At 61.9% G+C, this 18,325-nt stretch carries 20 protein-coding genes; 10 read left to right on the forward strand and 10 right to left on the reverse strand.

Features of this window, described 5'->3' with window-relative positions; translation table 11 throughout:
- The first annotated feature begins 11 nt into the window (after positions 1-11).
- On the forward strand, positions 12-902 hold the full coding sequence (locus AB8A27_RS10480) for an SDR family oxidoreductase (RefSeq protein WP_441241846.1): 891 nt from the start codon (positions 12-14) through the stop codon (positions 900-902).
- Positions 903-1,078: 176 nt separating this feature from the next.
- Here AB8A27_RS10480 and AB8A27_RS10485 read toward each other — a convergent pair whose 3' ends face one another.
- The 4 genes from AB8A27_RS10485 to AB8A27_RS10500 all read right to left on the reverse strand — a co-directional run bounded on the left by AB8A27_RS10485 (position 1,079) and on the right by AB8A27_RS10500 (position 4,587).
- Positions 1,079-1,687 carry an RES family NAD+ phosphorylase gene (locus AB8A27_RS10485; protein WP_441244877.1) on the reverse strand — a complete coding sequence of 203 codons (609 nt, stop codon included), beginning with the start codon at positions 1,685-1,687 and terminating at the stop codon, positions 1,079-1,081.
- 84 nt (positions 1,688-1,771) lie between these two features.
- Positions 1,772-2,212 carry an antitoxin Xre-like helix-turn-helix domain-containing protein gene (locus tag AB8A27_RS10490; RefSeq protein WP_441241847.1) on the reverse strand — a complete coding sequence of 147 codons (441 nt, stop codon included), beginning with the start codon at positions 2,210-2,212 and terminating at the stop codon, positions 1,772-1,774.
- A 205-nt stretch (positions 2,213-2,417) separates the two neighbouring features.
- Positions 2,418-3,698 (reverse strand): serine hydrolase domain-containing protein, encoded by a 1,281-nt coding sequence (locus AB8A27_RS10495; protein ID WP_441241848.1) that lies wholly within the window; start codon positions 3,696-3,698, stop codon positions 2,418-2,420.
- A gap of 130 nt (positions 3,699-3,828) precedes the next feature.
- On the reverse strand, positions 3,829-4,587 hold the full coding sequence (locus tag AB8A27_RS10500) for a hypothetical protein (RefSeq protein WP_441241849.1): 759 nt from the start codon (positions 4,585-4,587) through the stop codon (positions 3,829-3,831).
- A gap of 66 nt (positions 4,588-4,653) precedes the next feature.
- On the opposite strand from AB8A27_RS10500, the gene nthA reads away from it, so the two are divergent.
- A complete protein-coding gene (nthA, locus tag AB8A27_RS10505) occupies positions 4,654-5,289 on the forward strand; it encodes a nitrile hydratase subunit alpha (RefSeq protein ID WP_441241850.1) in 636 nt (211 codons plus the stop codon).
- A complete protein-coding gene (nthB, locus tag AB8A27_RS10510) occupies positions 5,286-5,945 on the forward strand; it encodes a nitrile hydratase subunit beta (RefSeq protein ID WP_441241851.1) in 660 nt (219 codons plus the stop codon). Before nthA ends, nthB begins: the two co-directional genes overlap by 4 nt.
- Before the next feature lie 20 nt (positions 5,946-5,965).
- Here nthB and AB8A27_RS10515 read toward each other — a convergent pair whose 3' ends face one another.
- Entirely contained in the window at positions 5,966-6,685 is a 720-nt protein-coding gene (locus tag AB8A27_RS10515; protein WP_441241852.1) for a Crp/Fnr family transcriptional regulator, read from the reverse strand.
- Positions 6,686-6,939: 254 nt separating this feature from the next.
- Here AB8A27_RS10515 and AB8A27_RS10520 point away from each other — a divergent pair, with 254 nt between their 5' ends.
- The 5 genes from AB8A27_RS10520 to AB8A27_RS10540 are packed head-to-tail and all read left to right on the forward strand — an operon-like array spanning position 6,940 to position 11,118.
- Positions 6,940-7,137 carry a nitrate reductase gene (locus AB8A27_RS10520; protein ID WP_441241853.1) on the forward strand — a complete coding sequence of 66 codons (198 nt, stop codon included), beginning with the start codon at positions 6,940-6,942 and terminating at the stop codon, positions 7,135-7,137.
- A gap of 9 nt (positions 7,138-7,146) precedes the next feature.
- Positions 7,147-7,443, forward strand: a complete 297-nt coding sequence (locus AB8A27_RS10525; RefSeq protein ID WP_441241854.1) for a chaperone NapD — start codon at positions 7,147-7,149, stop codon at positions 7,441-7,443.
- Between the two features lie 11 nt (positions 7,444-7,454).
- A complete protein-coding gene (gene napA, locus AB8A27_RS10530; protein WP_441241855.1) occupies positions 7,455-9,950 on the forward strand; it encodes a periplasmic nitrate reductase subunit alpha in 2,496 nt (831 codons plus the stop codon).
- A complete protein-coding gene (locus AB8A27_RS10535) occupies positions 9,923-10,417 on the forward strand; it encodes a nitrate reductase cytochrome c-type subunit (RefSeq protein ID WP_441241856.1) in 495 nt (164 codons plus the stop codon). The genes napA and AB8A27_RS10535 overlap by 28 nt, the downstream gene beginning before the upstream one ends.
- Positions 10,418-10,422: 5 nt before the next feature.
- A complete protein-coding gene (locus AB8A27_RS10540) occupies positions 10,423-11,118 on the forward strand; it encodes a NapC/NirT family cytochrome c (RefSeq protein WP_441241857.1) in 696 nt (231 codons plus the stop codon).
- A gap of 79 nt (positions 11,119-11,197) precedes the next feature.
- On the opposite strand, the gene AB8A27_RS10545 is transcribed toward AB8A27_RS10540, so the two are convergent.
- From AB8A27_RS10545 to AB8A27_RS10560, 4 genes are all read right to left on the reverse strand, one after another.
- Positions 11,198-12,175, reverse strand: a complete 978-nt coding sequence (locus AB8A27_RS10545; RefSeq protein WP_441241858.1) for a Bug family tripartite tricarboxylate transporter substrate binding protein — start codon at positions 12,173-12,175, stop codon at positions 11,198-11,200.
- A 107-nt stretch (positions 12,176-12,282) separates the two neighbouring features.
- The gene (locus tag AB8A27_RS10550; protein WP_441241859.1) at positions 12,283-13,260 is read right to left on the reverse strand and encodes a Bug family tripartite tricarboxylate transporter substrate binding protein; all 978 of its coding nucleotides are present in this window, start codon (positions 13,258-13,260) and stop codon (positions 12,283-12,285) included.
- 52 nt (positions 13,261-13,312) lie between these two features.
- The gene (locus AB8A27_RS10555; RefSeq protein ID WP_441241860.1) at positions 13,313-14,746 is read right to left on the reverse strand and encodes an FAD-binding oxidoreductase; all 1,434 of its coding nucleotides are present in this window, start codon (positions 14,744-14,746) and stop codon (positions 13,313-13,315) included.
- Between the two features lie 12 nt (positions 14,747-14,758).
- A complete protein-coding gene (locus AB8A27_RS10560; RefSeq protein ID WP_441241861.1) occupies positions 14,759-15,508 on the reverse strand; it encodes a FadR/GntR family transcriptional regulator in 750 nt (249 codons plus the stop codon).
- Between the two features lie 268 nt (positions 15,509-15,776).
- On the opposite strand from AB8A27_RS10560, the gene AB8A27_RS10565 reads away from it, so the two are divergent.
- Together AB8A27_RS10565 and AB8A27_RS10570 are read left to right on the forward strand one after the other, a co-directional pair.
- Positions 15,777-16,577, forward strand: a complete 801-nt coding sequence (locus tag AB8A27_RS10565) for an SDR family NAD(P)-dependent oxidoreductase (RefSeq protein ID WP_441241862.1) — start codon at positions 15,777-15,779, stop codon at positions 16,575-16,577.
- Positions 16,578-16,641: 64 nt separating this feature from the next.
- Positions 16,642-17,541, forward strand: coding sequence for a dihydrodipicolinate synthase family protein (locus AB8A27_RS10570; RefSeq protein WP_441241863.1), 900 nt, complete (start codon positions 16,642-16,644; stop codon positions 17,539-17,541).
- On the opposite strand, the gene queC is transcribed toward AB8A27_RS10570, so the two are convergent.
- Positions 17,538-18,254, reverse strand: coding sequence for a 7-cyano-7-deazaguanine synthase QueC (gene queC, locus AB8A27_RS10575; protein ID WP_441241864.1), 717 nt, complete (start codon positions 18,252-18,254; stop codon positions 17,538-17,540). The two genes, AB8A27_RS10570 and queC, sit on opposite strands and share 4 nt — an antisense overlap.
- Positions 18,255-18,325: the final 71 nt, after the last annotated feature.

The following is an 18,325-nucleotide window of genomic DNA, read 5'->3' on the forward strand; positions in this document are numbered from 1 at the left end:
AGGAATATCACATGCGTGTTTTCGTTACCGGTGCTTCGGGCTTTGTCGGATCTGCCATTGTTCAGGAACTGATCGGCGCGGGCCATCAGGTGCTCGGTCTCGCGCGCTCGGACGCATCTGCCAAGGCGGTGGCCGACGCCGGTGCACAGATCCATCGCGGCGATCTGGAAGATCTGGACAGCCTGCGCTCCGGCGCCGCCAATTCTGACGGCGTGGTCCATACGGCCTTCATCCACGACTTCTCTAGGTTCAAGGAAAACAGCGCGATCGACGCGCGCGCCATCGAGACGCTTGGCGATGTGCTGGCAGGCTCCGATCGGCCCTTGATCGTGACCTCTGGCATGGCCTTCATCGCTCCCGGACGCGTGGCTACCGAGGACATGGGCCCATCGAATTCATCGCCAAGCCCGCGCGTGTCGGAACAGGTCGCCGAGCGCCTGGCGGCGCGCGGCGTGCGTGCCTCAGTTGTACGTTTGCCGCCATCGGTTCATGGCGATGGCGATCATGGTTTCGTGCCGCGGCTGATTACGATCGCGCGGGAGAAGGGCGCCTCCGCCTATATTGGCGACGGCCTCAATCGCTGGCCTGCCGCACACCGGCTGGACGTCGCCCGGCTCTACAGGCTCGTGCTGGAGCATGGCGCCGCCGCGCCACGCTATCATGGCGGTGCCGAGCAAGGCGTGCCATTCCGTGAGATTGCCGAGGTCATCGGTCGGCAGCTGAGCCTGCCGGTCGTCTCGCAATCGCCGGCCGAAGCCGCCGATCACTTCGGCTGGTTCGCAGGCTTCGCGTCGATGGATGCGCCGGCATCCAGCGACTGGACACAACAGCAGCTTGGGTGGCGACCAACGCAGTCAGGATTGATCCCGGACCTCGATCACGTCAGATATTTCGGCGGCTGAAGATGCAATGATGTGGGAGCGCAAACTGGCTTGAATGGCTGCTCGGTCAACCGGATATCGCAACAATTTGAGCTAAGCCTCTGGGATCGCTACGGGATAATATATTCCATAATATACCTTATGCGAATCCGAGATGTGGGCATGTCAGACTGGCGAAATCCCGGAAGCTGTTCCCGCTACCCGTTGAGCAGTTCGATCATCGGTTCGGGTTTGCCGCTCCACACCATGCGATAGACGCTTCCCTGGGCCACTGATTGGACGGCGTGCGGAAACAACGCGGCAAGGCATGTCCCTCCGGGATGCCGGACCGATGGATAGATGATCCCGTTGAGACCGCGCACGCGCGCGGCTTCGGCCAATGCGTTCCCGGCTGGATAGCCAATGGCTTTTTCCGGGTGCAAGGACTGATGCGTCGGGTGCGGCCTCAGATCGACGAATTCGCCTGCGAAGCTCGCAAACATCTCCGCGTACTCGACCACAGCGTTGAAATCGCCGGCAGCTGCGAGCGCCTCCGTCAGGTGAAATCTGACCTCGGCCAGGCTGGTTTCGACTTCGAACGCGGCATACCAGGCGCCACGTTCGGCACCGTTGAACCTGTTCGGTTCTCGAGGTTTTGCATAGGCGAACGAGGCGTTGATGAAGTGCGCATGCGGGACGCCGTATACGAGTTCGTACGATTGCACCTCGCCTGCCCCTCGGGCCTGGGCGATGCGTCTGTTGCTCGTCGCACCTTCGATTTCGCTCAATGCCTCGAATTCGGAATCATCGACCAGATCATGCAACACAGACTCCCGGAGCCGGGCGGTCGTCACAAGGCGAACGGTCCGCTCGAATCCCTGGCGGCTGATCGTCAAACCCTCAAGCATCGATCACAGGCCGCCGCGCACCGCATCGACATAGCGACGGGTCTCGAGCATGAGCGGAATGCCGCCCTCGATCATGGCATCGACCGGCGTTCGGCGCTGAAAGATCGGACCCTTGTTCGCCAGCTTCGGCCAACGCAACGCCATGTCGTCGGCAAACAGGAGTCGAAGCCCCTTGTAAACGCCGATCGCGGCTGACGCGCGCGTGAGTTGGTCCTGCGAGAGAGGTTGATCCCATGCCCCTCGCTTGATCCGGTCCCACGTACTTTCGGATACGCCAAGCAACGTCGCAGCTTCGGCATTGGTGAGCGCCCACTGCTCGACAATCTTCCGATATGCCTTGATGGCGACAGGCGACAATCGCTCACGGTCCGGTGCCTTCGTGAACGTCTGAATATCGACGGGCGTAAGGGGCATCTGGGCGCCAGTCGCTGCGATCTCGATCATGACTCCCTCCCTCGTTATCCGACCATAGATATCATCATTTGACGCGATATCAAGCATCAATTGACGGTGCTGTTCTCAAGGCAGGTGGTTTCTGATCAGCGAGAGTATCGCGCGGGACCCGTATTCGTGGATGGAATCTGAGATTAATCAAATAACTTCAATGATTTAAAGTGAAGGCCGTCTCGCGATCGGACCCCCGCTCCCGCTATTTCCTGATCGCGTCGTAGACCAGCGTCTTCAGGATCGGCTGGATGCGGCCGCGTTGGGTTGGCGTCTGCACCATCAGGATCATCACCATGTCCTGATCGGGGTAGGTCCAGAAATACGTCCCGGCGGCGCCGCCCCAGGCCATCTCGCCGACAAAACCGGGAACGCCGTCGTCGCCGGGGCCGGTGCGAACGCCGAAGCCGAGGCCGTAGCCGAAACCGGCGCCCGGATAGTAATAGGCCCAGGGCTTCACGTCGCTGGCCGGCGCGACCTGGTTCTGGCGCATCAGCTGGACCGATTCGGGCTTGAGGATCCTGACGCCATCAAGCGTGCCGCCATTGATCAGCATCTGCAGGAAGCGCGCGTAATCGCCCGTGGTGGCGTTAAGCCCGCCTCCTCCGGATTCCCATTTTCGCTTCACCGTGGGATTGCTGATGGTCTCGTTGCCGATGATGCGGTCGGTCGGCATCGGCTGCGCAATCCGCGGCGCCTTGGCGGGATCGAGCACGTAATAGCTGGCGTCTTTCATGCCGAGCGGATCGAACAGATACTGTTTCTGGAAATCGTACAGCGATTGCCCTGATGCGATTTCAATGACGCGGCCGAGCAGATCGGTCGAATGGCCGTAGTCCCACACAGTGGCCGGCTGATAGGCCAGCGGCAGCTTCGCAAGCCGTGCTGCAAAGTCGGCATTGTCGAAATCGCCATCGAACAGGCCGGCATCGAGATAAAGCTGCGTGATCAGGCCGAGATTGGTGAAGGCCGAACTGATGCCGGACGACTGCCGCATCAGGTCGAGCACGGTGATCGGCTTCAGCGCCGGTGCAAAGTCGAGATAGGGCTTGCCGCTGGCATCCGTGCGTTCGGTCGCGACCTGCGGATGGGCATAGGCCGGAATGTATTTGGCGATCGGATCGTCCAGCTTGAGCTTGCCCTGCTCGACCAGCATCATTGCTGCGACTGATGTGACCGGCTTCGACATCGAATACAGCCGGAAGATCGTGTCCGTCGTCATCGGCGCCATGGTCGCGGGATCGCGAACGCCGAAACCTTCGTAATAGACCGGCTTGCCGCGGTGCTGGATCAGCATGATCGCGCCGGCAAGATGGCCCTGGCCGACCTCGCGGTCGAGCATTTCAGTGACGCGGTTCAGGCCGTCCTGGGAAAAGCTGCTGAGGTCAGGCTTGTCGGTCAACAGGCTGGTGCCTGCCAATGCCGGCGTCGCCAGCGCCGCGGCGACGGTGAGGACGGACAGGAAGTCGCAAGATCGGCGCAACATTGAGACTGGATTTCCGCAAGCGGGCTTGAACACGGTCGGACGCTAACACCGAGATATTTCAGATACTTGTCGGAAAATCACTGAATTTGCCGATATCGGGGTTTTACCGCGATCGATGGACGTATGGCGATCACAAATGGGCGTCGGGTTTGCGTACGCTTCCCGGCGGCGGAAACCGGATCGTGGTGCCCAGGGTGATCCAGTTGGAATTCTCGCCGGTGATGTTGCGGCCATAGATTACGTCGACCGAGAAGATGTCGTTGGGGCGATAGCGCACGCCCGTCTGGACGCGTGGCTGGATCACGCTGGCGAATTCGGCGCGCCCCGCCTGCCCGTACAGTTCCACCGTATATTGCAGCACATCGGTGAATTTCCAGTCGAAGCCGACACCGTAGGTGAAGTAGTGGCGATCGATGGTGCGATCCCACAGCCAGCCGGCATTGAGATTGATGCGCGTGGTTTCGGAAAAGCGATAGGTCGCCGGAATTTCCGCGAACACCGCGGTGCTCTGGCCGGTCACGGCGTCGAATGTGCCACTGGCCAGCGCCGATACGCCGAATTTTCCGATGCCTGTCGGCTCGATATTGAACTTCGCTTTCGGCGCCAGCGTGGTGCTGAGCTCGCCATCGGAGCGGCTGTGATTGGTGAGCACGCTGAGTTCGACCGGACGCGTGATTTCCACCACGCAGGACGGATTGGCCACGGCCGCGAAGTCAGAGTTCGTGGCCATCGAATACCAGCTCTCGACCTTGCAGGAACCAAGGTCCGAAATGTCCGCCGCATCGACCGCATAGGCGCCATTGGCCGCCTCCGCGTGGCCCGAAGCCACCAGCAGCGCGACCAGAACGAAGCCGAACAGAGCCCGCGCGCGATAATGAGGAGCAGCCATGTCGCAGGACTAGCTGAGTCCCGAAATCCTCGACAGAGCAATCGCGCCTCGCTTATCCTGTTTGGCATGAGCGAACACCATCATCATGACCACGATCACGATCACGACCATTCCGAATTGTCGGAGACCGAGCTGCGCGTCCGTGCACTCGAGACCATCCTGACCGAGAAGGGCTATATCGATCCGGCGGCGCTGGACGCGATGATCCAGGCCTATGAGACCAAGATCGGTCCGCATAACGGCGCGCTGGTGGTGGCCAAGGCCTGGACCGATCCTGCTTTCAAGGCTGCGCTGCTGGCGGATGGTTCTGCGGCGGTCGGCACCCTCGGCCATGTCAGCCGGACCGGCGATCATCTCGTCGTGGTCGAGAACACGCCCGAGCGTCACAACATGGTCGTGTGCACGCTGTGCTCCTGTTACCCCTGGGAAATGCTCGGCCTGCCCCCGGTCTGGTACAAGGCCGCGCCCTACCGCTCCCGCGCCGTCAAGGATCCGCGCGGCGTGCTTGCCGATTTCGGCTTTTCGCTTCCGAACGACACTGAAATCCGCGTCTGGGATTCGACGGCAGAGACGCGCTTTCTGGTGCTGCCGATGCGGCCCGCCGGCACCGAGGGCTGGAGCGAACAACAACTGGCCGAACTGGTCACGCGCGATTCCATGATCGGCACGGGTCTCGTCCGAGCGCCGGGAGCTCCGTCGTGAACGGCGTCCACGACATGGGCGGCATGGACGGTTTCGGCAAGGTCGAGCCGGAACCGAACGAGCCGATGTTCCACGCCGAATGGGAATCCCGCGTGCTGGCCATGGTGCGTGCCATGGGCGCGGCGGGCGCATTCAACATCGATACGTCGCGGTTCTATCGCGAGATGATTCCGCCGGAGGTGTATCTCAGCAGCAGCTACTATAAGAAATGGCTGCTCGGTCTTGAAAACAATCTGGTCAAGAGTGGCTTTATCACGGGCGACGAGATTGCGGCCGGCCACGCGACCGTGGCGCCGAAACCTTTGAAGCGTGGCAATTTCACTGCGGACAGCGTCGAGCGGGTGCTGACGCGCGGCTCGTTTACGCGCCCTGCTCCGTCACCGGCCGCATTCAAGATTGGCGATCGCGTGCGGATGAAGAACATCCATCCGGCCACCCATACGCGGTTGCCGCGTTATGTCCGTGGCCATGTCGGTGTGATCGAGCGGCTGCACGGCGCACATGTCTATCCGGATACAGCAGCCCATGATCAGGGCGAAAATCCGCAGTGGCTCTACACCGTCGTGTTCGACGGCGCCGAATTGTGGGGCCCTGACGGCGATCCGACGCTGAAAGTATCGGTCGAGGCGTTCGAACCATATCTCGACCCCGCGTGATGCGTGGCGGCAGGTTCGGATCAAACCCGCCGTAATTCGCCTCGGAGTGCCCGCACATCGCCCGCCAGGCCCGCGAGTCTGGCGGGATCGATAACCGTCAAGCGGCCGCGACCGGCTTTCAGGATCTGCATCCGGTTCCATGCCGAAACAGTGCGGCTGACCGTGAACAGCGTGGTGTCGCTGAGTTCGGCCAGTTCCTGGCGCGAGATCCTCAGTTCGATCGGAACGCAATCACCATCCGGATCTCCTTCCCGCACCAGGCGCAGAACGATCCGTGCAATACGACGATCGGCATTCTCACTCGTTGCCTCGTGAAGACGGCGCAGCAGGTGATCGGTTTGCCGTCCGACGATGCCAAGGACATTGATCGCGAGCTGCGGGACAATATGCATCAGCCCGCCGAAGCGATCCGCGGACCAGCACAAAAGCTCGGTCGCGACTGTCGCGCGCAGGGTTGTCGGGTGAGTAAAGTTGCCGAACACCGATGCGGCTCCGGCGAGATCGCCGCGTCGCATGAATTGCAGCGTTTTCTGCGCGCCATGCGCATCGATCATCGTCTTCTTGAGCTGACCATCGATGACCACAGCGATCATCGCCGGCGCGTCGCCTTGCTGCCAGAGCGAAAAACCGCAATCCAGGACGTGCTTTCTGCCAGCTTCGATGATGATGCCGCGCGCGCCCTGGTCCAGACCCGCAAAAAGCGGCGTTTGACCAAACGAATTGCACATCTCACGATCCATTGCTCGCCTTCCGGAACGAGCGATTTCGCCGAGCAGCTGTCGCAATCAAATAAAACTGTCATCAAAGATTCTGATGCGAGCGGCTCTGCACGACGACATCGCGATCAGAACAACGATACCAAATAAATCCTCCGCAGAGTTTGTTGTTTGATCTAGCGCAAAGAAGGTGGGCGCTGCAGCAGGCATATTGCCTTTGCTCTAGGCGAATCTCGCCTCTTCACCAGGCATATGGCCGCAAACCGAAGGGGGAGCATATGGTGACGGACCAGAATATCGCTCAGCCTGCAGAGGCTCAAAGACGCAATAGCCGCATGTCGGAGTTGTTCGTCTTTCTCACGATCGTCGTTCTCATCTGGCCCGTCGTCGCGGTGGGCGTAGTCGGTGGTTACGGCTTTCTGGTCTGGATGACCCAGCTGATTTTCGGGCCGCCCGGCCCTCCTCTGCTTCACTAGGACTTCCACATGACAGACAAACTCACCAGGCGCGCCCTGTTGACCGGCGCGAGTGCCGACACGTCCGCGCATGACAATGAGCACATTTCCAGCGCCGTCGTGTCGGTGCTTCCGGCCCATATCGACGCGGTATCTGCGCGGCTGCTCGGCCTCGCGGGTGTCGAGATCCATCACCGCACGGACTCCAAACTCGTGGCGGTTCTCGAAGGGCCCGGCAGCGGCGCACTGGGTGCGATGCTTGCTGACATCTCATCATGGCCGGGCGTGCTCTCGGCCAACATGGTCTTCGAACAACGTCTCGACTAGGAGAACGACGAATGCCCCTTTCGCGGCGTGATCTACTCAAGGCTCAGGCAGCAGCCGTTGCTGCAGCGGCGGCTGGCATCAACGTTCCGGCAGCCGCACAATCGATTGCCGGCGGCGTCGGGTCGCTGTCCATCAAATGGTCGAAGGCGCCGTGCCGGTTCTGCGGCACCGGTTGCGGCGTCATGGTCGGCGTCAAGGACAACAAGGTCGTCGCCACCCATGGCGACACGCTGGCGGAAGTGAATCGCGGCCTGAACTGCATCAAGGGCTACTTCCTCTCCAAGATCATGTACGGCGCCGACCGCCTGACCACGCCTCTGCTCCGCAAGAAGAACGGCGTGTTCGACAAGAACGGCGAACTCACACCGGTGAGCTGGGACGAAGCATTCGACACCATGGCGGCAAAAGCCAAGGCGACGCTGAAGGAAAAAGGACCGACTGCGATCGGCATGTTCGGATCGGGCCAGTGGACGATCCTCGAAGGTTATGCCGCGACCAAGCTGATGCGTGCGGGTTTCCGCTCCAACAATCTCGATCCCAATGCGCGGCATTGCATGGCGTCCGCGGCCGTGGGCTTCATGCGTACCTTCGGCATGGACGAGCCGATGGGCTGCTACGACGACTTCGAGGCCGCCGATGCTTTCGTGCTATGGGGCTCGAACATGGCCGAGATGCATCCGATCCTGTGGACGCGCCTCACCGATCGCCGTCTCGGTCATTCGCATGTGAAGGTCGCGGTGCTCTCGACCTTCACGCATCGCAGCTCCGATCTCGCCGACATCCCGATCGTGTTCAAGCCGGGCACTGATCTCGCCATTCTCAACTTCATCGCCAACCACATCATTTCGACCGGCCGCGTGAACACCGAATTCGTCAACAGCCACACGACTTTCGTGAAAGGCACAACGGATATCGGCTATGGGCTGCGTCCCGAGAATCCGCTGGAAAAGAAGGCCACTGGTGCGGCCAATGCGGCGGCAACGACACCGATCGACTTCGCGGCCTATGCGGACTTCGTGAAGGACTACACGCTCGAGAAGGTGTCGAAACTGACCGGCGTCGAGCCCGGCTTCCTGCAGGAACTCGCCGAGCTCTATGCCGATCCGAAGCGCAAGGTGATGTCGCTCTGGACCATGGGCTTCAACCAGCACGTCCGCGGCGTGTGGGCCAATCAGCTCGTCTACAACATCCATCTGCTGACCGGCAAAATCTCCGAGCCCGGCAATTCACCGTTCTCGCTGACCGGCCAGCCGTCGGCCTGCGGCACCGCGCGCGAGGTCGGCACCTTCGCGCATCGCCTGCCCGCCGATATGGTGGTGACAAATCCGGAGCACCGCAAGCACGCGGAAGAAATCTGGCGCGTGCCACATGGTTTGCTGCCCGACAAGATCGGTTATCACGCCGTCGAGCAGGACCGCATGCTGCATGACGGCAAGCTGAACTTCTACTGGGTTCAGGTGAACAACAACATGCAGGCGGCGCCCAACAGTTCGGGCGAAGCCTATCCCGGCTACCGCAACCCCAGCAATTTCATCGTCGTGTCGGATGCCTATCCGACGGTGACGGCGATGTCCGCCGACTGCGTGCTGCCGGCAGCGATGTGGGTCGAGAAGGAAGGTGCCTACGGCAATGCCGAACGGCGCACCCATGCCTGGCGCCAGCTCGTCAACGCGCCCGGCCAGGCGCGCTCAGACCTCTGGCAGTTGATGGAGTTCTCCAAGCGCTTCACGACGGACGAAGTGTGGCCCGCCGCCCTCCTGGAGGCCAATCCGAACTACAAGGGCAAGACGCTGTTCGACGTGCTCTATCGCAACGGCGAGGTCGACAAATTTCCCGTCAGCGAAATCCCCGCTGACTATGGAAACCACGAGTCCAAGGACTTCGGTTTCTATGTGCAGAAGGGGCTGTTCGAGGAATACGCCGCATTCGGTCGCGGTCACGGCCACGACCTTGCGCCTTGGGACACCTATCACGAGGTGCGCGGCCTTCGCTGGCCGGTGGTCAATGGCAAGGAAACCAAGTGGCGCTACCGCGAAGGTCTCGATCCCTATGTCAAGCCGGGCAAGAAGGTCGAATTTTACGGCAACCCGGACGGACGCGCGCGCATCATCGCGGTGCCCTATGAGCCGCCGGCGGAGTCGCCCGATGCTGAGTTCGATCTCTGGCTGGTGACGGGCCGCGTGCTGGAGCACTGGCATTCCGGCTCGATGACCATGCGCGTGCCCGAACTCTACAAGGCGTTTCCCGGCGCGCGCTGCTTCATGCATGCCGAGGATGCGCGTGCGCGCGGCCTGAACCAGGGCGCCGAAATCCGGCTGATGTCGCGGCGCGGTGAGATCCGCACGCGCGTCGATACGACCGGACGCAACCGTATGCCCCGCGGCGTGGTGTTCGTGCCGTGGTTCGATGCCAGCCAGCTGATCAACAAGGTCACGCTGGATGCAACCGACCCGATCTCCAAACAGGCGGACTTCAAGAAATGCGCGGTCAAGATCGTTTCGGTTTAAGTGCGATGAAGACTCTCATCGCGGCAATCATCGCCGGCGCCATGGTGCTGGTCTCCGGTGCGATCTACGCGCAGTCTGTTCAGACTGCGCCGCAGATCGTGCCGCGCGTCACCGGCGCAGCGAAGCCCATGGGCGAGGTCCCTGCACCGCCCTTCCCGCGGCCCGTCACCGACGACAAGCGCGTGATGCGCAACTATCCGGAACAGCCTCCGGTCATTCCGCATTCGATCGAGAACTATCAGCTCACGCTGCGGGCCAATCGCTGTCTTGAGTGCCATCGCCGTGAGTATACCGAAGGCTCCGGTGCGCCGATGATCAGCGTTACGCATTTCATGGATCGCGATGGCCAGATGCTCGCCGACGTGACACCCCGGCGCTATTTCTGCACGGCCTGTCACGTGCCGCAAACCGATGCGCGCCCGCTCGTCCCGAACACCTTCACCGACATGAAGGCATCCGGCAGGTGAGCGCCATGAAGTGGTTGATATCCAAGTTTATGTGGTTCTGGCGCATCGCCAGCCGCCCGGCCACGCATATCAGTCTCGGCGTGCTGGCGCTGGGCGGCTTCCTCTGTGGCGTTATCTTCTGGGGTGGCTTCAATACGGCGCTGGAAGTCACCAATACCGAGAAATTCTGCACCAGCTGCCACGAGATGCGCGACAACGTATATCAGGAGCTGCAGCGAACCCCGCATTTTGCCAATCGGTCCGGCGTGCGTGCCACCTGCCCGGATTGTCATGTGCCGCATAACTGGACCGACAAGATCGCGCGCAAGATGCAGGCGTCGAAGGAAGTGTGGGGCAAGATCTTCGGCACGATCTCGACGCGCGAGAAATTCCTCGACATGCGTCTGGAGCTCGCAAAGCACGAATGGGCCCGCCTGAAGGCCAATGACTCGCTGGAATGCCGCAACTGCCATTCGGCGATCGCCATGGACTTCACCAAACAGGCCCCCCGCGCGGCGGCGATCCATGCGAAGTACCTCGTCACCGGCGAGCGCACCTGCATCGATTGCCACAAGGGCATTGCACATGAACTGCCTGACATGAGCGGAATCGAGCCCGGCTGGAGCGCCCCTGCCGAGCTGCGCGACCGCCACAGCTACCACGCGCCGGATGCGGATCGGTTGTCGCGCTATCTGGCATCGGTGAAGGAGACGCAGCCGTAGGCTGAACGAGCGAAGCGTAATCCACTGCCGAACTTCCGCAGCGGATTACGCCCAGGGCTGATCCGCCCTGCGACACAGCTCAGTTCATCGTGATATTGGCCTTCTCGATTACACCCTTCCAGCGCTGCGTTTCGCTGGCGATGTATTTGGCGAACTCATCCGGCGGGACCGCCACGGCGACCGCCCCGAGTTCGGCCATCTTCTTCCTTGTCTCCGGCAGCTGCATGAATTCGCGGATCGAGACCGACAGCTTGTCGGAGATCGCCTTCGGCGTGCCCGTCGGCGCCATGAAGCCGTGCCAGGCGACGGCCTCGAAACCCGGCAGGAATTCGGACACCGCCGGCAGGTTCGGATCGAACTCGGCGCGTTTCGGCGAGGCCGTCGCCAGCAGCGCGAGCTTGCCGGCCGCCGCATGCGGCAGCAGCAGTGGCACATTGTCGAAGGCGATGTCGATCTGGCCGCTCAGCAAGTCCGTAACCATCTGGCTCGAGCCCTTGTAAGGCACATGCACCATCTTGGTGCCGGTCATCTGCTGGAACAGTTCGCCGGCCAGATGCTGCGTGGTGCCGACGCCCGCCGAACCGAATGTCACCTTGTCGGGATTGGCTTTGATATGGGCGATCAGGTCCGGCACCGTGCGCGCCGTGATCCTGGTCGGGTTCACCACAAGCACATTCGGCACCATGCTGATCTGCGCGATCGGCACGAGGTCCTTTTCGGGATTGTAGGAGAGCTTCGCGCCATACAGCGTCGGATTGATCGACAGCGCTGAGGTGCTGGCGAGGCCGATCGTGTAGCCGTCGGGCGCGGCACGCGCGACGCGGGTAACGCCGATGATGCTGCCGGCGCCGCCGACATTCTCGATGATGACCGTGGCGCCCATCTTCTTCTGCAGATGCTCCGACACCATGCGCGCAAAGATATCGGCCGTGCCGCCGGCGGCGAACGGGACGATGCTGGTGATCGGGCGGCTCGGATAATTCGAATCCTGGGCCGTCGCTGGCATGAGAGTGCCGAGCGTCAGGCAGGCAGCCGTCAAGATTGACCGAAGTCTCATTGAACATTCCTCCATGCATTTTGACGTTTTGATTTTCGGCGTCCTTTTTGGTGGACGCTCGAAATTGAGGTGGTGACGAGCATGACGTCGTCACCACCTGCGGTCGTCTAGTTCATCGTGACGTTGGCCTTCTCCATCACGCCTTTCCAGCGTTGGGTCTCGCTGGCGATGTATTTGGTGAACTCATCCTGCGGGATCGCCACAGCGACCGCTCCGAGTTCGGCCATCTTCGTCTTGGTCTCCGGGAGGCTCATGAATTCCCGAATCTCGGCCGACAGCTTGTCGACGATCGGCTTCGGCGTCGCTGCCGGCGCAATGAAGCCGTGCCAAGCGACAGCCTCGAAGCCCGGCAGGAACTCGGCGACGGCCGGCACATTCGCGTCGAACTCGGCGCGCTTTGGCGTTGCCGTGGCGAGCATCGCCAGCTTGCCGGCGGCCACATGTGGCAGCAGCAGCGGGACATTGTCGAAAGCGATGTCGATCTGGCCCGAGATCAGGTCGGTGACCATCTGGCTCGAACCCTTGTAGGGCACATGGACCATCTTGGTACCGGTCATCTGCTGGAACAGTTCGCCGGCGAGATGCTGCGAGGTGCCCGGGCCCGACGAACCGAAGGTCACCTTGCCCTCATTGGCCTTCATATATTCGATCAACTCCGGCACCGTGCGGGCCTTGATGCGATCAGGATTCACCACCAGCACGTTAGGTACGATGCTCACTTGCGCAAAGGCCACCAGATCCTTCTCCGGCTGGAACTGAAGCTTGCTGCCATAGAGCGAGGGCGCGATCGCCAGCGGCGAGGTGCTGGCGAGGCCGATCGTGTAGCCATCGGGCTGCGCCTTGGCGACACGGTTGACGCCGATATTGCCGCCGGCGCCGCCCATATTTTCGACCAGCACCGTGGCGCCGAGTTTCTTCTGCAGGTTCTCCGACACCATGCGCGCGATGATGTCCACGGTGCCGCCGGCCGCGAAAGGCACGACGATGGTGATCGGCTTGCTGGGATATTTCGCGTCCTGCGCATTGGCCTGTCCGACGGCGCCCAAGGCGACGCAGGCGGCCATCAGGATGAGTTTGATTTTCATGCGTGTTCCTCTTCTCGAATAGTATTCTGATGAATGCTTGCAGCCGCCTCGCTCATCGCGCAGGCAGCACTTTTCCGGGATTCATGATGTCGTTCGGATCGAGCATCTGCTTGACGCTGCGCAAGAGCCGCAGCTCGGTCGGCTTGGTGACGCGTGCAAGCCGCTCGCGATTGGCGACGCCGATGCCGTGCTCAGCACTGATACTGCCGCCGAGCGCGCTGGTTTCCTCGTCCACGATGGTGTTGATGCCGCGGATCGTGTCCTGAATCTGATCCTTCTGGTTCTGCTCCAGTCCCGGAATGATGGCGAGGATGTGGATATTGCCGTCGCCGATATGGCCGTGCATCACGATGCGGGCGTCGGGCCGATAGGCGGCGATGCGCTTCTCCACCTGCGTGACGAAGGTTGCCTGCTGCGACAAGGGCACGGCGCTATCGTGCGAGATCACGTAGCCAGCCTTCTTGCTGCCTTCCGACACGCTGTGGCGGATTTTCCAGAACGCTGCGGCCTGCGTCTCGCTGGAAGCTACCAGCGCATCACTGACCAACTCGCGCTCATAAGCATTGCTCAGCAACTGCTCGAGCGCTGCATTCAGATCGACCGACACCAGCGTATCGACGAGTTCGATCAGCACGTACCAGGGCGTATCCAGATCGAACGGGATGTTCACCGGCGGCAGGTTCTCGGCGATCACCTCGATCTGGCCGCGCGACATCACCTCGAAGGCGCCAAGACGGTCGCCGAGTTCGGTGCGTGCCTGTGCAAGCAGGTCGAGCACCGCTTCGATGCTGTTCAGCTTCGCAAAGGACACCGCCCTCGCCCGTGGCTTCGGAAACAGCTTCAGCACCGCGCCAGTGATGATGCCGAGCGTGCCTTCGGCGCCGATGAAGAGCTGCTTGGTGTCAAAGCCCGTGGAGTCCTTGCGCAGCGCCGTCATGCCGTCGAGAATCTCGCCATCGGGCAGCACGACTTCGAGGCCAAGCGTGAGTTCGCGTGTGGTGCCGTAGCGGAGAACCGCGGTGCCGCCGGCATTTGTGGAGAGATTGCCGCCGATCTGGCACGAACCTTCAGCGCCGAGGCTGAGCGGGAACAAGCGGTCGATATCGTCCGCTGCCTTCTGGATGTCGGCGAGGATACAGCCGGCATCGACGGTGATGGAATCGCCGAGACGGCTGACGCTGCGGATCTTGTTGAGGCGATCGAGACGCAACACGATCATGTCCCGCTCGCCCAGAGGAGTCGCCGCGCCGCACATGCCGGTGTTGCCGCCCTGCGGCACGATCGCGATGCCGGCGGCCGCGCAGGCCTTGACGATGTCGGAGACTTCCTGTGTCGAGCCGGGCTTTACGACGGCCAGCGCCTTGCCGTGATAGCGTCCGCGCCAGTCCACCACATAGGGTTCGAAATCGCCGCCTGGGCCGATGACATGACGGGGATCGCCGACGATGCCTTTGAGCGTTGCAAGAAATGTCGTGTGGTCGGTCAATTCATCCTCCCGTCACCGGAACGAGAGATCGAGCAGACGGCCTTCGAACAGGCGGTCGCGCGACGTTTCGAGGTGGAGACGCATGGCCGTGCGCGCTGCCTCAGCATCACGGTCACGGATCGCTTCAAAAATACTGCTGTGTTCCTCGAACACCTGCTCGAGGCCGGGCCGCGGCCCCATCAGCGACAGGCCGTGCAGCTTCATGCCGACGGCGACGTGATCCTTGAGGGCGTTCAGCGAGGTCGCGAAATAGTGGTTGTTGGTCGCCTCGGATACGGCGAGATGGAAGGCGTAGTCGGCGTCTTCGCGATGCTTGCGCTTCCTGGTCGCCTCACGCAGCAGGCCAAGCGCTGCTTCCATCTTGCCGAGATTGTCGTCGCTGCGTCGGAGCGCCGCGAAATGCGCGGCATCGGATTCCATGGTGATGCGGAATTCGAAGCAGCGCTGGATGTCTGCAATGGTCTCCACCCGTGCGAAGCCGAGCGGCTGTTGCTGCGCACGGACTTGCACGAAACTGCCCGCGCCCTGTCGTGACGTGATCAGGCCGTCCTCGCGCAACCGGCCGAGGGCTTCGCGCAGCACAGGACGTGAGACATCGAACATATCGGAAAGTTCGTGCTCGCCGGGGAGCTTATGGTCCGGCGCGTAATCGCCATTGGCGATGCGCTGTGCGAGTTCACCATAGACCTTGTCGACGAGCGAACCAGAGGCACCGCGTGGACGCGGCGCTTCAGGCAATTCAGAGGGATCAGTCGGCTTCATGATCGGTCAAACCGCAGCTTGCAGGGATGGCGGCGGAGGTTTCGTGTGACAGTCCGATCACTCGGGAGCGCCGTCGTATGGAAACACTTCCTCGCCCAAAAATTTTGGCGACCATGCGAGGCGGCGGCAAACTTGTCAACATGTCAACGTCGTGCGGGTGAGCCGTCATTCATATATGTAATTGATATATAACGATGAAATTGTTTGATCTGGCCAGATACAGTATTGCAATGCACAAATTCTGACAACTTGTCAGGTCGCTGAAATCATGGTCGAACGCTCGCTCAATCGGAAAGGACCAGGCGTGACCAACGGACTGAACGGCAAGGCTATCGTGATCATCGGCGCAAGCTCCGGCATCGGCGCTGCCGTGGCGAGGAAATTTGGCGCGCTCGGCGCGAACCTGATCGTGCACTACAACGGCAATCCCGAAGGCGCGCAGGAAGTGGTCGCTGGCATCCAGGTCGCCGGTGGCAAGGCTGAGCTGGTCCGCGGCGACGTGTCGGAACGTGCGGAAGCGGCCCGCGTGATCGACGAAGCTCACGCCAAGCTCGGCCGCATCGACGTGCTGATCAACAATGCCGGCGCCATGTTCGGCCGCACCTCGATCGCCAATGCGACCGACGAACAGTATGACGACGTGGTCGATCTCAATATCGGCTCGGTGTTCTTCGCCTGCCGCAAGGCCGCGAAGATCATGGAAGCGCAGCGCTCGGGTTCGATCATCAACACGACCTCGGTCGCAGCCCGCAATGGCGGCAGCGGCGGCGCCGGCCTCTATGGATCGGCCAAGGGTTTTGTCTCGACCATCACGCGTGTGCTTGCGAAGGAACTGGCGCCGTTCAACGTGCGCGCCAATGCGGTGGCGCCGGGCGTGATCATGACGCCGTTCCATCAGCGCTATTCGACCGCGGAGCAGCTCGAAGGCGCGCGCCAGAGCATTCCGCTCGGCCGCATCGGCACGCCCGAGGATTGCGTCGGCGCCTATCAGTTCCTCGCCGACGAGACCATGAGCAGCTACATCACCGGCCAGGTCATCGAGGTCAATGGCGGGCAGATCATGCCTTGAACAAGGCTGCGGCGCGGCCCGTCGTGCCGTAACATCTCAAACAACCAATCTGGGAGGCTTCACCATGACTGCACCATTTCCGGCCGGCGTATTCTGCGCGGCGACCACCCCCTTCAACGCCGACCTTACGGTCGATCAGGGACTGTTCACGTCGCACTGCCTGCGCCTGCTCGATAATGGCTGCACCGGCATCGCCATGCTCGGCACCACGGGCGAAGCCAATTCGCTGTCGTCCCGCGAGCGCATGGCGCTGCTGGACGCGGTGGTGAAGTCGGGGATCGCGCCGTCGAAGCTGCTGCCGGGCACCGGCGTTGCGTCGATCATGGAAACCGTCGAGCTCACGAAGCATGCGGTCACCAACGGTGTCGGCGCCGTCGTGATGCTGCCGCCGTTCTACTACAAGGGCGTGTCCGATGACGGCATCGTCGACGCCTATACGGCGGTGATCGAGCGGGTCAACGATCCGCGCCTGCGCGTGGTGTTGTATCACATCCCGCAGATGTCGGCGGTGCCGATCTCGCTCGACGTCATCGATCGGTTGCGCAAGCGCTTCCCGGAGATCGTGGTCGGCATCAAGGATTCGGCAGGCGAGTTTTCCAATATGAAGGCCATCGTCGAGCGCTTCCCGGGCTTCTCGGTGCTGGTCGGCGCTGATCCCCTGATGCTGAAGCTGTTGCCGCTGGGCGGCGCGGGCTGTATCACGGCGGCGTCGAACCTCGTCAGCCGTGAGCTTGCCACCGTGTTCAACGGCTTCAACGACCCGGCAAAACAGGCTGAAGTAGCCGCCGCGCAGGAGCGGATCGTGGCGACGCGCAATGCGGTGTCCACCTATGTGCAGCTTCCCTCGCTCAAGGTGCTGCTGGCGAAGCGTGACAACAACGAAGGCTGGCTGCGGGTGCGTCCGCCGCTGACGGGCCTCAGTGCTAGCGAGGCCGCCAAGGTCCGCGAGTCGCTGGCCGTCTAGACAGCTGTTGCTGCGAACTCGCGCCAGCCTTTGGCGCGCAGTTCGCAGGCCGGGCATTTTCCGCAGCCATAGCCCCAGTCGTGTAACGCGCCGCGCTCACCGAGATAGCAGGTGTGCGAGTGTTCGCGGATCAGGTCGACGAGGCCCTGCCCGCCGAGCTCATGCGCCAGCGCCCAGGTCGCGGCCTTGTCGCGCCACATCAGCGGCGTATGCAGCGTGAAGTCCTTGGCCATGCCGAGATTGAGCGCCTGCTGCAGCGCCTTGATCGTGTCGTCGCGGCAATCGGGATAGCCGGAATAGTCGGTCTCGCACATGCCGCCGATGATGTGCGTGATACCGCGCCGATAGGCCAAAGCTGCGGCGAAAGTCAGGAACACCAGATTGCGACCGGGCACGAAGGTGTTGGGCAAACCATCTGCGCCCATCTCGATGGCGACGTCACGCGTCAGCGCGGTGTCGGAGATGGCGGACAGTGTCGGGATATCCAGCGTGTGGCTCTCGCCGAGTTTGGCGGCCCAGTCGGCATTCAGTGCCTTCACGCCGGCCAGCAGCTTGTCGCGGCTGTCGAGCTCGATGGCGTGACGCTGGCCGTAAGCGAAGCCAAGCATTTCGACGCGTTTAAAGCGCGCGAGCGCCCAGGCCAGACAGGTCGCGGAATCCTGGCCGCCGGAGAACAGCACCAGGGCAGTTTGATCTGGAAAAGTGTCGCTCATAGGCTGCAAATAGCACTCTGCAGGCCTGTGTGAAAGACAGGCAAAACCGGGCATTTTCGCTGGGCCATCGC

It is taken from the genome of Tardiphaga sp. 768_D3_N2_1, assembly GCF_052076105.1.
Taxonomy (GTDB): domain Bacteria; phylum Pseudomonadota; class Alphaproteobacteria; order Rhizobiales; family Xanthobacteraceae; genus Tardiphaga.